Source organism: Acinetobacter sp. 5862 (genome assembly GCF_024494585.1).
GTDB lineage: Bacteria > Pseudomonadota > Gammaproteobacteria > Pseudomonadales > Moraxellaceae > Acinetobacter.
The window spans coordinates 1-15142 of record NZ_JANHGP010000017.1 but is presented as its reverse complement, the minus strand read 5'-3'; the positions used below and the strand labels follow the sequence as shown (position 1 = coordinate 15142).

The 15142-nt window shown below is 37.3% G+C and carries 8 protein-coding genes and 2 pseudogenes; 8 read left to right on the top strand and 2 right to left on the bottom strand.

Going from position 1 to position 15142, the window contains the following annotated elements:
- The first annotated feature begins 42 nt into the window (after positions 1–42).
- Together NO346_RS02515 and NO346_RS02510 are read left to right on the top strand one after the other, a co-directional pair.
- Positions 43–6135 carry an SdrD B-like domain-containing protein gene (locus NO346_RS02515; protein ID WP_256414116.1) on the top strand — a complete coding sequence of 2031 codons (6093 nt, stop codon included), beginning with the start codon at positions 43–45 and terminating at the stop codon, positions 6133–6135.
- A 68-nt stretch (positions 6136–6203) separates the two neighbouring features.
- Positions 6204–7322 (top strand): OmpA family protein, encoded by a 1119-nt coding sequence (locus tag NO346_RS02510; RefSeq protein WP_256414115.1) that lies wholly within the window; start codon positions 6204–6206, stop codon positions 7320–7322.
- A gap of 55 nt (positions 7323–7377) precedes the next feature.
- Here the strand turns inward: NO346_RS02510 and NO346_RS02505 are convergent, their stop codons facing one another.
- The gene (locus NO346_RS02505) at positions 7378–7995 is read right to left on the bottom strand and encodes a TetR/AcrR family transcriptional regulator (RefSeq protein ID WP_087545191.1); all 618 of its coding nucleotides are present in this window, start codon (positions 7993–7995) and stop codon (positions 7378–7380) included.
- 486 nt (positions 7996–8481) lie between these two features.
- Between NO346_RS02505 and NO346_RS02500 the strand changes: the two genes are divergently transcribed.
- From NO346_RS02500 to NO346_RS02480, 5 genes and pseudogenes are all read left to right on the top strand, one after another.
- Positions 8482–9441 (top strand): metal-dependent hydrolase, encoded by a 960-nt coding sequence (locus tag NO346_RS02500; RefSeq protein ID WP_087545193.1) that lies wholly within the window; start codon positions 8482–8484, stop codon positions 9439–9441.
- A gap of 62 nt (positions 9442–9503) precedes the next feature.
- A complete protein-coding gene (locus NO346_RS02495; RefSeq protein ID WP_256414114.1) occupies positions 9504–10331 on the top strand; it encodes an SDR family oxidoreductase in 828 nt (275 codons plus the stop codon).
- Between the two features lie 83 nt (positions 10332–10414).
- Positions 10415–11935, top strand: coding sequence for an NAD(P)/FAD-dependent oxidoreductase (locus tag NO346_RS02490; RefSeq protein ID WP_256414113.1), 1521 nt, complete (start codon positions 10415–10417; stop codon positions 11933–11935).
- 94 nt (positions 11936–12029) lie between these two features.
- The gene (locus NO346_RS02485; protein ID WP_256414112.1) at positions 12030–12905 is read left to right on the top strand and encodes a class I SAM-dependent methyltransferase; all 876 of its coding nucleotides are present in this window, start codon (positions 12030–12032) and stop codon (positions 12903–12905) included.
- 63 nt (positions 12906–12968) lie between these two features.
- Positions 12969–13422: pseudogene (locus NO346_RS02480) on the top strand (DDE-type integrase/transposase/recombinase); the annotation flags it as partial.
- Positions 13423–13441: 19 nt separating this feature from the next.
- Here the strand turns inward: NO346_RS02480 and NO346_RS02475 are convergent.
- Positions 13442–14596 (bottom strand): catalase family protein, encoded by a 1155-nt coding sequence (locus tag NO346_RS02475; RefSeq protein ID WP_256414111.1) that lies wholly within the window; start codon positions 14594–14596, stop codon positions 13442–13444.
- A 439-nt stretch (positions 14597–15035) separates the two neighbouring features.
- Here NO346_RS02475 and NO346_RS02470 point away from each other — a divergent pair.
- A pseudogene (locus tag NO346_RS02470) lies at positions 15036–15142 on the top strand (IS5/IS1182 family transposase); the annotation flags it as partial.

Here is a 15142-nt window from a genome sequence, read left to right as displayed (position 1 = left end):
AAGTTTTTTCATTTAGACTATTTAGTTGAAGGGTAGAGCGCTGTGCTACAACAGAAGCAAATCCGTGTAAGTCGAAACATGTCTTTCATGTTATCAACGTTGACAGTATCGATACTGTCTGCGCAGTATGGTCACGCCGCGAATATTCCTGAAGTTGGTAGTACAATCCAAAACGTTGCCTACGCAACTTTTACAGCAGCAAATGGTAAAGAACAACAATCAGTTTCTAACACAGTCGATGTTAATGTTTCAGCTTTGTATGCTATTACTTTAACTACCCCACCAGTACTCGATGTCGAACCTAGTGTGCGAGTAATATGGGCCAATACTTTATCGAATAATAGTAATGCACTTGTTAATGTTCAGCTAGAAGCATTAACAATTAATGAATTAAATAATATTAAAATCTACATAGATAGTAACAAAGATGGTCAATTTGATACGAATGATCAACAGTTAACAACTAATATAGCTTTACAGATTGGCCAAAGTGTCAATTTGTGGGTTGTTGCTACCACAAGTTCAAATTTAACAGAAGGTCAGCAATTTAATTTACCAATTAAAGCAACAGTTGTAGAAGATGCAACAGCAATTGCAATCGCTACAGATAGTGCAATTAGCTATGGTGCAAAATTAGTTGCAACTAAAGAAGTACAACAAAAAACTTTTGAGCCTTCTGCAAGTGCAAATTATGACTTAAATTACACGCTCAATATTAGCAATCAAGGTAAGAAGCCAGCTAGACCAACCGATGTCATGGTGGATGGTCAAACACAAAAAATGGTTTTGTTGGTTGATGATTTACCACCTAATACAACATTTAAATCTGCTTTAGTAAAAAATACTCAAGCAAAAATTTTATACAAGCTTGCCAATAATAGTTATAGCACTATTGCTCCAAGTGACATTACACAGATCAACCAGCTTGTTGTCGGTTTTCCACAAATTGCTGCAAATACATCTGAGCAAGTTGATCTTGTTGTTAGTATGAACCGCAATATTGCAAAAACCACAGTAAAAAATACTTATAAAGTTTCGTATGCTGTCACTGATAGTCAGAAAGATGTGTTATCAAACGTTGCATCTACTTTAGTTAGCGGCTCAGCAGATATTACAAATAATTCGAGTGATTTTAAGAATATTTTGGCAACTGGTAGTGTAAATAAGCCACTGAATATAGAAGCTAAGAATGCAAGTTGTAATGCTGATCGTTATATTCCAGATCGTGTGAAAATTCGAATTAAATCTACAAAAACAGATGATTTAGAAGAAGTTATTGGTATTGAAACTGGACCAAATACAGGTGTATTCCACTATACATTACCAACAACTCTTTCAGATAAAGGCATTCGATATGATGCAGTTTTACAGACACTTAAACGTGATAAAGTTGATATTAGTTTAACTGACTGTTTGGATGCGCAAGGACAATCTACAGGAACAATTACCGACATTAATACAAGTGTGTTAATGGATCCTTATGGTACAGTATTTGATGCTAAAACGGGTTTACCTGTAGCTGGTGCTACAGTTACTTTATTGGATCAAAATGGTCAACCAATTGGTGATAATGTAGCATTTGAAATTGATCCTCAAACAGGTGATAAGATTTCTATTCCTGCAAAACAAGTGACTAATAGTGCTGGTGAATTTATCTATCCACTGGTGAAAGCAGGTACATATAGTTTTATTGTAGACACAAACACTATTCCGGGTGACAAACGTTATACTTTTATTAGTGATCGCAAGGTATATTCAAGTTTCCCAGCAGATAAAGCAGTTGATTTAAAGTGGTCTTATGCTGGACAGTTCACATTAAATAATGGTGACCCTGCACTCAATATTGATATTCCAATTGACCCTGAAGTGGATAATACGAATTCACCTTTATTTGTAAAAAAAGTTGCTTCAAATAAAACTGCTGAAATTGGTGAATTCGAAGAATATACGGTGAATGTTGCAAATCGTGGAACGGCAGATTCAACAAATGTTTCGATTACAGATACACTTCCTCGAGGCTTTATTTATGTTCAAGGCTCAATGCGTGTTGATGGTAAAAAGGTAGAAGATCCATTAGGTGATAAGGGACCTTATTTAACACTTGGACTAGGTACACTCACTCCAAATAAAGAAGTTAAAGTACAGTATCGCGTTTATATTGGACCAAATGCACTCAATGGTGATGGTATCAACCGTGTTCGTGCCAAAGATGCGAAAGGTGTTGAGTCTAATGAAGCATCAGCGAAAGTAGAAGTTACGCCTGGTATGATGATTTCTGACGGTTTTATTGTTGGTAAAATCTTCACCGACTGTAATCGGAATGGTGTCCAAGATGCTGGTGAAATAGGTGTTCCTGGTGTTCGTATTTATCTTGAAGATGGTAGTTATGTTATTACTGATAGCGAAGGTAAGTATGATTTTTATGGAATTAGTGCAAAAACGCATGTTTTAAAAGTCGATCGTACAAGTCTACCGATTGGTTCTGAATTAGTATTAATAAATAATCGCCAAGCAGGTGATCCAAATAGCCGTTTTGTCGATTTAAAACGTGGTGAATTGCATCGTGCCGATTTTGCGATAGCTGAAGGTGTTGGTCAATGTTCAGAATCTTTAATAGAACGGGTGCTAGAGCGTAAAAAACGCATTGAACAAGATAATACAAATTTAGAGCAAATATTACGTTCTGATTTAACGATTGATCCAATTTTTTCTAAAGTTACGGATGTTCGTGGACAGCCATCGAGTGGCTGTATTTCAGCCGTTGGAGTTCAGGCAAATTGTAATCTTGATTTTTCAAAAGAACAAATTAAAGAAATCAAGCAAATACAATTTGAACCCGAAAAGTCTGGTGTTCAAGCATCTAGCGCTTTACCAAGTTCTTCAACTCTTGCTATGCCAAATGAAGAGTCTGTAGATACTGTTAATTCTGCCAAAATGATTAATCTTGAAGCAGCTTTAGAAACAGCTGTAAATAATCAACTAGAAATTTTAAATCTTAAAGATGGGCAAGTATTGCCTTATCCTCAGACCTCCATTCAAGTTAAAGGTGCAGCAGGCACTCAGCTTGAGCTTTGGGTAAATGGAACGCGTGTTCCTGAAAAACGCGTTGGTAAACGTGCTGTATTGCCGAACATGCAGGTTGCAGGTTTAGATTTTATTGGTGTTGATTTAAGTACGGGTCACAACACGATAGAAGTACGTCAAGTAGATATGATGGGCAATACTCGAGACATGAAACGTATTAATGTTATTGCACCTGATCAGTTAGATAAGTTGCAACTTGAGCCGAGTAAAACGATTCCACAGGCAAACGGACGCGATCGTTTTAATGTTAATTTAAAAATTGTCGATCGACATGGTACGCTTGTATCAAACCGTACACCTATCACATTAGATAGTTCAATCGGTAAGATTGACTTAGTAGACTTAGATCCAAAACAGTCAGGTATTCAAGTATTCGTTGAAGGTGGAACTTTACTTGTTCCAATTCAAGCGCCAATTGAAGCCGGTGAAGGAACATTATCAGTTGAAAGTGGTATCTTCCACTCAAGCACACCTATTCGTTTCTTACCTGATTTAAGACCGATTATCGCAGTTGGTCTGGTTGAAGGTTCTTTTAATTTCAAAAAGTTTGACCCTAAAGAATTGAGTGGTATTAATTCAAATGATGGTTTTGAAGAAGAATTAAATGAGATTTCAGCTTCAAAAGACGGTAAGCGCAATATAACGGGTCGTGCTGCATTATTTTTGAAAGGTAAGGTAAAAGGTGAATACCTGCTTACACTTGCATATGATTCAGATAAAGATAAAAACCAAAGATTATTCCGTGATATTCGTCCAGATGAATATTACCCAGTTTATGGTGACTCTGCTGCCAAAGGCTTTGATGCTCAATCTACTAGTAAATTGTATGTTCGTGTCGATAAAGGACGTTCATATGCAATGTATGGTGACTACGTAACACGTACTGAAAATGATGAGGGCTTATCTTTAGGTCAATACAACCGTTCATTGACAGGTGTTCGTAGTACAGTAGAAGCTGATAAATATAAAGTTACTGCGTTTGCTGCACAGACAAATACACAACAAGTTGTGAATGAACAACGTGCTATGGGTATTTCAGGTCCTTATAGTTTAGGTAATGGTGTTAATGCGCAAGACGTGCGTGAAAACAGTGAAAAAGTAGAAGTTATTACGCGTGATCGTAATAATTCGGGTTTAATTATTGCACGTACAAGTTTGACTCGTTTTACTGATTATGAGATTGATACTTTCAGTAATAGTATTTATTTGAAAGATCCAGTTCCAAGTGTTGATGCTGACTTAAACCCAGTATATTTACGAATTACAGTTGAATCTGATCAAGGTGGTGAAGAATATACGGTTGGTGGTGTGTCTGGTTCTGTAAAAGTCACCGATAATGTTAAAGTAGGTGGTTCTTATGTGAAGAGTAATAACCCACTAACTGAAGATCAGTTAGCAAGTGTGAATACTGTCGTTAAATTTGCCAATGATAAAGGTAAATTCATTGCTGAGTTTGCTCGTTCAGAGAATATTAATGATGACTTAAATTCATCGACGTCAGGAAATGTGAAACCAGATGCAACTGGTAAGTTATCGGGTGATGCTGCACGAGTTGAATTAAACTATTCTTATAAAGACTTGGAGATGAAAGTTTATCATAACCAAGCTGATAGAGAATTTTATAATACAGCGGCACCTATTACTGCTGGTCGTAAAGAGAGTGGCATTAAGGGACGTGTACAATTAAATAAAATCGGCTTAGCTAAGCTTGAAGCGATTCGCACAGAAGATCAGTTAAGTGGCGTAAATCAAGGTGTATCAGCAAGTATTGAACGGGCAATTAACCGTATTTTGGCTGTAGAACTTGGTTTAAAGTATTATGATGAGTCATCTAATTCAGCAACAGTGAATACAACACAAGTTGCACCATATCATGGTGTCACAGTTCGCTCTAAATTAATCAGTCAACTACCTTGGCAAGGTTCGAATGTCTTTGCTGAATATGAGCAAGACATTTCTGAAGCGGGTCGTCGTATTTTCGCGTTGGGTGCAAATTATCAAATTAATTCCAAACTCCGTGCTTATGGTCGTCACGAATTAGTTTCAAGCATTGGTGGTCTTTATGATCTGAATAGTAATCAACGCCGCAATGTAACAGTATTCGGTCTTGATAGTAAATATAACAATAATGGAACAGCCTTCAGTGAATATCGTGTTCGGGATGGTATTAGTGCGAGAGAGGCTGAGGCAGCAATTGGTTTACGTAATCGATGGGAACTTGAAAAAGGTTTTTATGCCAATACGAGTTTTGAGCAAACTAAATCATTATCAAATGCCAATAACTCAAATTCTGATAGCACAGCAGCATCTTTAGGTATTGAATATTTAAAGAACCCTAACTGGAAAGCTGTTGCTCGCATTGAAGCACGTTGGACAGATCAATCAGATACGATATTGAACAATTTAGGCGTTGCTTATAAATATTCGGATGATGTGACATTATTGGCAAAAAATGTTGTTAGCCTAACAGATAGCAAAAATGAGAGTAGCGGTGATCGTTTAGTGGATCGCTTCCAATTAGGATTGGCTTATCGTGATACAGAACACAATCGTTTTGATGCACTAGCTAAAGTTGAATATCGTTATGATGATAATAAAACTGATTTAAACAATCCGTATCTTAAACATGTTTATATTTTCTCGAACCATTTAAATTATCATCCAACACGTGATTTTACCTTGTCGGGTCAATATGCGGTGAAAAATGTGCAGGCTACATTCTCTGGTTTAGAGTCTACAGGTATGACACACATGTTCAGTGCAAGAGCTATATATGACATCAATGAAAGATGGGATGCAGGAATACACACAGGTGTATTATGGTCTGATATGAGTTCAGGGCGTCGAGTTCTCGTGGGTGGTGAGGTTGGGTATCTCGTTGCAGCAAATCTATGGTTGTCAGGTGGCTATAACTTCTCAGGTTATAAAGATGATGATCTGGTAGATAGTGATACTACAATTCAGGGCGCTTATGTTCGTTTTAGATTCAAATTCGATGAGAATCTATTTGCTGGTAATAACGCTGGAATAAATGCTTCGAGAGAACCATAAACATGAAATATCTTCACAATAATTTATATAAAATGTGTTCTTATTTTTATATAGGGGTTTCTGCTAGTTTGCTTGCAGTAAGCACTTCTGTATTTGCTGAGTCTGCATCTGAGCAAATTATTGTTGGAGAGCAATCTAGTTCTTTGGTACAAGATGTCAAGCAACAGAAGCCTTATAATCCTAAAGATAAGCAAGTTGCGGCATTACAAACACGTCTGATACCTTATTTAAAACCATCTGAAAATATTGCATACTATCAAGCGATAAAAGCCTTAACATGGTTAAGTTACGCTGGCCACGAAGGAAGTGAAAAGAGTCTAAGTTCTGCGAGAACTGAAGCACTTCAACAAGCAAAATATATTATTGATGCTTTAGAACAAGGACAAATTGAAAAATTTACGCTGACAACGGCTATTCTTTCTGATTCAAGTGTCATGCGCAGAGACCTTTGGGCAAATGCTGAATTATTAAAGCAAACTGAAGGTTTTTCATGTGCTCAGGCTGAGATTGCTCAAGCAGAAGTGATGTTGGTTTGGGCAGCAGCAGAACATTGTGAACTTGGATGGAGACACTCAAGAGAACTGTTTCTATCCGCTCAAAGTTTAATTGATCAATCAAATCTCAAAGCATCGGCGTGCAAGTCTGCAACAACATTAGAATTACCTAAAATTAATTATCCATCTTTACAAGAATTGAATGGTGATGCTAAAGGTTGTCATGGAGTGAAAGGTAAGTGGCCAATTTGGTCGCCTGAACAGAAAGTTGTTACTGAACCACTGGTAGCTAAAGTTCCATCAAATGCGCCAAATGTTGTTCACTTCGCCTTAGATCAATCAAACTTGTCAAAAGAATCGATTGATGTGTTAAATCAAGTTGTAACGTTCTTAAAAGACAATCCAACCTACACCTTGACTCTGTATGGTTTTACTGATGCTCGTGCAAGCGAACAGTATAATTTGAAACTTTCCATGAGACGAGCGCAGAGTGTGCTTGCATATCTTCAACAACAAGGGATTCATTTAGATCGAGTTGCTGTTGAGGCAAAAGGTAAAAATCAAACAATTAACGATGAAAATCAGAAGTTTGGTCATGCATTAAGTCGTAGAGTCGAATTAGTCTATGTTGATCCAGAAGGTAAAGAGGTATCAACTTTCAAGCAACGTCAGGATCTCCAAGTAGAAAAATAACACTCTGTTGAAAACAGTGAAAGTAACGTTAAAAAGAGAGCTTTAAAGCTCTTTTTTAACGTTCAGCTTTAGCTAATTCTGCATCAATATAGCTAATAATCATCGTACTTAAGCCTTTGACCATTTCATCGAAACTAATTTGTGGATTAGGCAAAATGAGATGTCGTGCCACATTAAAAATACTACTATTGATACTGATATAGGCCGTAACACTCAAATTGCTCACTTTCAAATATTTAGGGTGGCGCATCATGTATTTCATCAGAACTTCCATCAATGCCATTTCAATTTGCCCAATATAGCGTTCATATTTAAGTTCAGTTGCATATCGTAGACAGATGAGATAACGATCATTATCACGGGTAAGTAAGTCACGGAAAGTATAGAAAATCATTTCAAATAATGGTTCTAACTCCATTTCGACTATAATAGGTGTTAGTTCTTTAACCATGTCTAGAACTTCTTTGACAAATGATTTTGCCATTGCATCGTAGATTTCTTCTTTATTTTTAAAATATTCGTATAAAGAGCCGACGCTGACGCCTGCAATATCTGCGATGTGACGTGTTGTGGTTCCACTCGTACCATTTGTTGCAACAGCGATAAAGCCTGCTTCAATAATCGTATCTACTGTTACTTTTGATCGAGTTTGACGTGGTTTTCGAGTACCCATAAATATTGTTATATAAATCCGAACATAATGTCAGATTAGCATGCTCCACATGCAAGTAAAAGATCAGCCTACATAATCCGAACAAACAAAATTACATACTTTAAAATATCAAGTTATGCAGTGTAATAAAAATAATAATTTCTTTTATATCAATGAAACATATAGATGACTTAAAGTATTTTAAATAAAATAAATAATTGATATATATTGCATTATTTAAAATTTAGTCAATTTGATATTTTAATTTTAAATAAAAATGTCTAATTTTTTGTGTTGATCATTACCTTATTAAATTGATTGTTTTACCCGAATTGAATCCGAACATAAGATCGGTTTACATTGTTTCTAGTAGAAAATTAGGTTCACAGAAATCTCCCGAATGTTTTTTCGTAACTTAAAGAATATGTAGCTATACGAAAAGAGATGAACCTGATTCAAAGAATGTAAAGGGCAAGTGACGCTCAAGTGAAGTAGGTAGGTGTAGCCTTGATTAGCAACACATTAAAGAAAGGTTTAAGTTTATTTAAATCTAACCCGATAACTGAGCAAATTGATTTTGCAAGTAAAAAAAGTATTCCAATCCGCCATCTGGCAATTGGGTTTGAAGGCAAACAGGTTGATCTTTCGTTTTATATGAATAATCAGTTTGCGACACTTTTCTTTGCGACGCTTTCAGTATTCCTGACTTATGGTGAAGATTTAGTGATTGAAACTGCACGTCACCATCGTGATTTACTCAAAGATCCTATTTTAAGACAGCGAGTGACGTCATTGATTGGTCAGGAGGCGATTCATTCAAAACTTCACAATGAGTTTAACGATGCGATTGTTGAACTGGATTATCCGGTAAAGCTCTATCGTTTTCTGGGAGAAAAATTCTTTGATCATATTTTCTTAAAGTTTCCACAACCATTGAAACTTTCATTAATGGCTGGAATTGAGCATTTTACTGCTGTGCTGGCGGAATACATGATGGCCCATGAACAGAACTTCTATTTCTCCGATGATGCCAAAACACGTGCTTTGTGGATGTGGCACATGCTGGAAGAGTCTGAGCATAAAGATGTGGCCTATGATGTGTATCAGACTTTAAATGGTAATTATGCTTTGCGTATTGCAGGTTTCTTTTTGGCATACGGGACAATTTTAGGTCTGATTCCATTCGCAACGCTGTTTGTTCCTGTACTGCGTAAACCATATGAAATGTCGACTCCTAAATTCTGGAAAGATGCGGCACGTGGCGTGAAACTGGTATTCAGTCCAAAAGATGGTGTGTTTGGTAGTACACAGGGACGAATCTTTGATTATTTACGTCCAGATTTCCATCCAAATGATCATGATGCGTCTGCTTATTTTGCATATTACGAAAAGAAATTATTATCAGAAGGTGGGGCACTACATCCATTTTTTGTGAAGGAATTTACGCCAAAAGTGCAAGCTGCTTAAAACAGTTTTGAGATGGAAATAAATTTGTATTGATCAATACATTGGTTAATTATGGAATTACGATGAGACTATTTGGTAAGAAAAAAAATAAACCAAGCCAACAAGCCTTTGCTGTGGTGACAGGTGCAGGCAGTGGCATTGGGCGTAGCTTTGCCCTTGAACTGGCAAAACGTGGCGGCACAGTGGTGTGTTCAGACATCAATCTGGATGCAGCAAAAGAAACGGTGGCTTTGATTGAAGCACAAGGGGCAAAGGCCTTTGCGGTGCAATGTGATGTTGCGAAAGAAGAGCAGGTTAATCAATTGGCTGAGCAAGCTGAACAATTGATGCGGAGCCCTGTTACTTTGGTGATTAATAATGCAGGTATTGGTCTTGGTGGTAAGTTTGATGAAATGTCATCAGAAGACTGGAAATGGTGTATGGATATCAACCTATGGGGGGTGATCTATGGTTGTCGTGCTTTTGTACCGAAATTCAAACAATTAGGTCATGGTGCAATCATTAATGTTGCTTCAGCAGCATCCTTTACCGCAGCACCGGAGATGACTGTTTATAACGTTTCCAAAGCGGGTGTACGTGCATTATCTGAAACGCTGTCAGCAGAACTTAAAAAGTCGAACATTAAGGTTAATGTACTTTGTCCAACGTTGGTCCCGACCAATATCATCAAAAATGGCAAAGTACCACATCAGGGTCTTTTAGATTATGCCTTGACCAATCTTGCGTTTACGACCAGTGATAAAGTCGCAAAGTTGACATTGGATCGTTTAGACAAAGGTGAGCTTTATACCATCCCACAAATTGATGCCAAATTATTCTGGTTGATGAAACGTACTGCACCAAATTTATATGCAAAATTTTTGGGCACATCGTACCGATTAATGAAGTAAATCCTATCGGGTAAAAGATTTTGATGACTGAAATAAGATTAAAGATACGCTTATTTCAGAGCAATAAATGAAAGGAAATTTTAATGACAGCTCAAGCAAAAAAATTAAATTCTGCTGACAAAAAAGCATTGCCTCCACACATTTACGATACATTTATCGTAGGTGCAGGTATTTCAGGTATTGCAACTGCAATCCGTCTTGATCAAGTGGGTTATACCAACTATAAGATTATTGAAAAAGCGACGCGTGTCGGCGGCACATGGCGTGAAAACACCTATCCAGGTTGTGGTTGTGATGTTCCATCAGCATTATATTCATACTCATTTGCGCCAAGCGCTAAATGGAGTCATTTATTTGCTCGTCAGCCTGAGATCTTAAGTTATTTAGAAGAAGTTAGCGAAAAATTCAATGTAAGTTCGAAAATTGAATTTGGTACAGAGTTGTTGGGCGCTAAATGGGACAATGAACGTAATTTATGGGTGATGGACACCAATAAAGGGCAATTCTTGTCGCGTACTGCGATTTTTGCCACAGGTCCAATTACTGAGGCACAAATTCCAAAACTGGATGGTCTGGAAACCTTTAAGGGTGAAATGTTCCATTCAGCAAAATGGAATCATGACTATGATCTAACGGGTAAACGTATTGCGGTGATTGGAACTGGCGCATCAGCCATTCAGTTTGTGCCACAAATCCAGCCAAAAGCTAAAGAACTCTATGTATTCCAACGTACTGCGCCGTGGGTCGTACCAAAGCCTGATACTGACTTGGGCGATATCAGCAAAAAATTAATTGAAAAATTTCCATTGATTCAAAAAACTTGGCGTCAAGCGGTTGCTCAATCATTGAATGCAATCAACTTTGGTTTGCGTAATCCAGCCGTATTAAAGCCTGTCGGTGAGTTAGAGAAACTGATTCTACGTTTCCAGATTGAGGATCCTGAATTACGCAAAAATGTAACGCCAAACTTTACCATTGGTTGCAAGCGTTTATTGTTCGCTAACAACTATTATCCAGCCTTACAACAACCAAATACTAAACTCATTCCACATGGATTGGTCAAGGTTGAAGACAATACTGTGGTGTCTGCCAATGGTGAACGTCATGAAGTGGATGTGATCATTTGGGGGACAGGCTTTGAAGTTTCACATCCACCTATTGGTAAGCGTGTTTCAAACGAGAAAGGTGAATGCCTGAATGATTTATGGAAAAGTAGTTCTCCAGAAGCATATTTAGGTACAAGTATTGAAAATGTACCAAACGCATTCTTGGTATTAGGTCCAAACGTATTAGTCTATGACTCATTCATTGGTTTGGCAGAAGCGCAACTGGATTATATTGTTGATGGTTTATTGAAAATCAGAGACCAAGGCATTGCCAAGTTGAACATCAAGCCTGAAGTGATCAAGCATCATAATGAGCTGGTGCAAAAACATCTTAAAACCACAGTATTTAATGCGGGTGGCTGTAAGAGTTATTATTTAGATGCAAATGGCCGTAACTTTGCTGCATGGCCGTGGTCGTTGAAGAAGTTGAAGCAACGTTTAAAACGTATGGACTTGAATGATTACCAAGTGACATACCAGACTGAAAAAACCAACTAATTTTTAAATAAATCGTGAAAGGGCAGTAAATTTTATCTTAGGATGGAATTTGCTGCTTATTTTTTGCCAAATATAAAGAACTTGGGAAAAAGATATGAAAGAAGGACAATCCAGCCGAACGGCTGAGGCTGCGGCGGCATTAAGAGCAAATCACTTTCAGAATGCTGAAAATCCAGTATTTTCTGATCCGTTTGCATTTGAGTTGACTAGTCAGGGCTGGAAAAAATTACTAACGACACCACTGACCGTTAAAGTAATGAACTCATCCACGTTTAACCGAAGCTTGGGATTGTTGACAGGGCAGGTGGTTGGGCGTTCACGTTATGCCGAAGATGCTTTGCAGCAAGCAATTCAACACGGTATCCAGCAATATGTCTTGGTTGGGGCTGGGCTGGATTCGTTTATTTTACGCCAAGCTCAACACTATCCTGATCTCAAAATTTTTGAAGTGGACCATCCTGATACTCAGGCAGCAAAACAAAAAAAGCTGAAAGAGTTTGGAGAAATCCCGACCAATGTTGAATTTGTGCCAATTGATTTTGAAAAAGAGTCTATTGCCAATGCTTTAGCTCGAAGTGGCTTTCAACAAAATCAACCTGCATTTTTCTCATGGTTAGGTACAACCCATTATCTTGAACCGCAAACGACACTCCATACTTTAAAAATTATTAGCAGTATTGCTGCTGCAAAAAGTGAAGTGGTGATGGATTATTCAATTGATTATCGTGAATTATCTGGAGTAGAACGTTTTGGAAGTATGTTCGTTTCTCAATTCACACGTTTCTTAAAAGAGCCGTTAAAAGGACAATTTAGACCTAAAGCTTTACATCAAGCTGTAAATCAAATGGGCTATCAAGTGGCTGAAGATCTGTCGGGATATGGTTTAAGCGAACGATATTTTAAAAATCGGGCAGATCATATTCGTCATACCATAGCGACACATATGTTGCATTTACGTTTAAAGGTATAAGTTGGCATCACAAACTGCTTTATCATCTTTGCTAAAGCAGAGTTAGGTTATTGAAACACCACCAATTTATTCAGTTGTCGAATTGTTGGTTGGCAAACCGGCCATCGAATAGACCGTCAATTGGTGTTTGACACATTTAATTATGCGCTTGCACCTCAATATCCAACGAATATCATGGTCCATTCAGACCAAGGCAGTCAATACTGCAGTCGTGATTTTAGAGCACTATTATTAACGAATAACTGTCTTGAAAGTATGTCACGCAGCCTTGCGCAGTATACTGCTCATGCTGGGATAACGCAGTAACAGAAAGTTTTTTTCATACATCAACAAGACATGTGGTACATGACAGTGTATTTTCTAAAAAAAAGAGGCAAACTCTGTCTTGTTTGAATATATTGAAGTTTACTACAATCGCGTCAGAAGGCATTCCGCAAACTGCTGGTTAATCCCAGAAGCCTTTGAACAGAAACATTTTAAGAGTTTTGAGGGGACCGACTGTCCATATACTGTGTAGGATCAAACAAAGCCCATTTCTATTTAGGCTCTTGTCTCTGAGCAGAATTCATTTCATGTCTGACGATACTTATATTTTCGTATATTACTTTACGTAATCTATTTATCGCACCTAATGGTTTATGTTCAGGTAGAGAATGCCAAGGCGTAAATGAAAGGTTTTCACAAAATTTATTCTGATCAGGCGTACTAAAAACCTGTTGAGGAATATGAATGGTTGCAACTTTATAAAAAGGAGCCTTGTCTTCTTTCCATTCATTCATCGAAGTTTCTACAAGCATTTTATTTGATGTTCTTGGTTGTATAAGAAATTCCATACATACATCTTTCTTATTTAAGGTATTTTGTAGAGCTGCCCTCAAAAAGTTAGGATCTGATTGATTAAGCATAGTATCCGCACTTAGGGAGCAAGGTCTTGCTGAATACTTTACTGCTTGACGATCAGCACCTAATCCTAATTGATAGGGAACCATTGACCAATAGCGAGCTTGAACTGGATTCGATATTTTTGAATTGCTTGCTCCCAATGCGTTGAGTGTTCCTTTAAAACCTAATGCGAAAGGGATATGCAATTTTTTTAAAGTACTTTTGCTATTTGTATCTTCTATAAAAGATAAATAACGTAAAGGTTCATCTACGAAAAATACAGGGTGGTTGATCATGATAAAATCTTGAGTCAGCGCTTGCTCATCATTTTCCAAGATTTTTTTACCTTGGACACCTAACAATTTTATTGCCATACCACGCGCGTCCTTTGTACCATCTGCTCTTGTGGCATCACCAGAAGCATTAGAAAAACGAATCCATGCTGAATAGGTCTTATCAGGAACAAAAATTCCTTGGGCTAAGTTTTTGGGTATAGATTTTGATACATGAAACTCTGCACGTACGCAGCCATGCGCTTTTGGGTGCGCATCTCTCAATGCATTGCCAGAGGAGTATTGACTTCGAATTGATTGAACAATTTGCTCTGTAATTTGATTCGCTATTATTTCTTCATCAGGCTGTAATTTTTCACCGAGTTCTCTATCAATGGTTGGATAGGGAAGTTGATGCATATTCGTTATGGTTTTTTTTTGCTGAAGGTTGTTAGAACAACCGCTTATGTTTATCAAAATAGGAGTCATGGCAAATAACAATAAACTGAAACGTATCGATGGCATATAACTTGACATTTACTTGCTCCTTATCCCATCGCAGCTATTGTTGAGTGCGATGGATCGATACACTGTGTGGTAAAAGATGTTGTTATCGGAATTATTGCTATCCTGTATTTTAGTACATCAAAACTTGAGTAAGAATACAAGCTGTTCTTAGTTATTGATTTTATATTTAACTTTTATCGAAATGTGGGTGTTTATAGATGATGTTTATGTCTGACTTTTAAAATATGCGCATAAAATCTTCGTTCATAACTGCATAATCAAGTTGTTTTGCTACGGTTTGATGTGCTTGCCAAAAAGGGTTGTCGGTCCACCTTTGTTCTTGCTTGTATAGGAGGTAACGACGATTTTCATAAGTATTGATAATTTTATTAGGGTGTATTGACACTTTTAGCTTAAAAAATAGCGAAGTAATAAAATCAAATCTCCAAACCCAATTTTACTATTCGCTATGCCTCGTACCATGTTGACAGATCAACATTGGCAAAAGTTGAAAGTTATTCTGCGTAATTTATCCATTCACCACAACTCAAATTTACGCAATTTTATTGAAGCTAT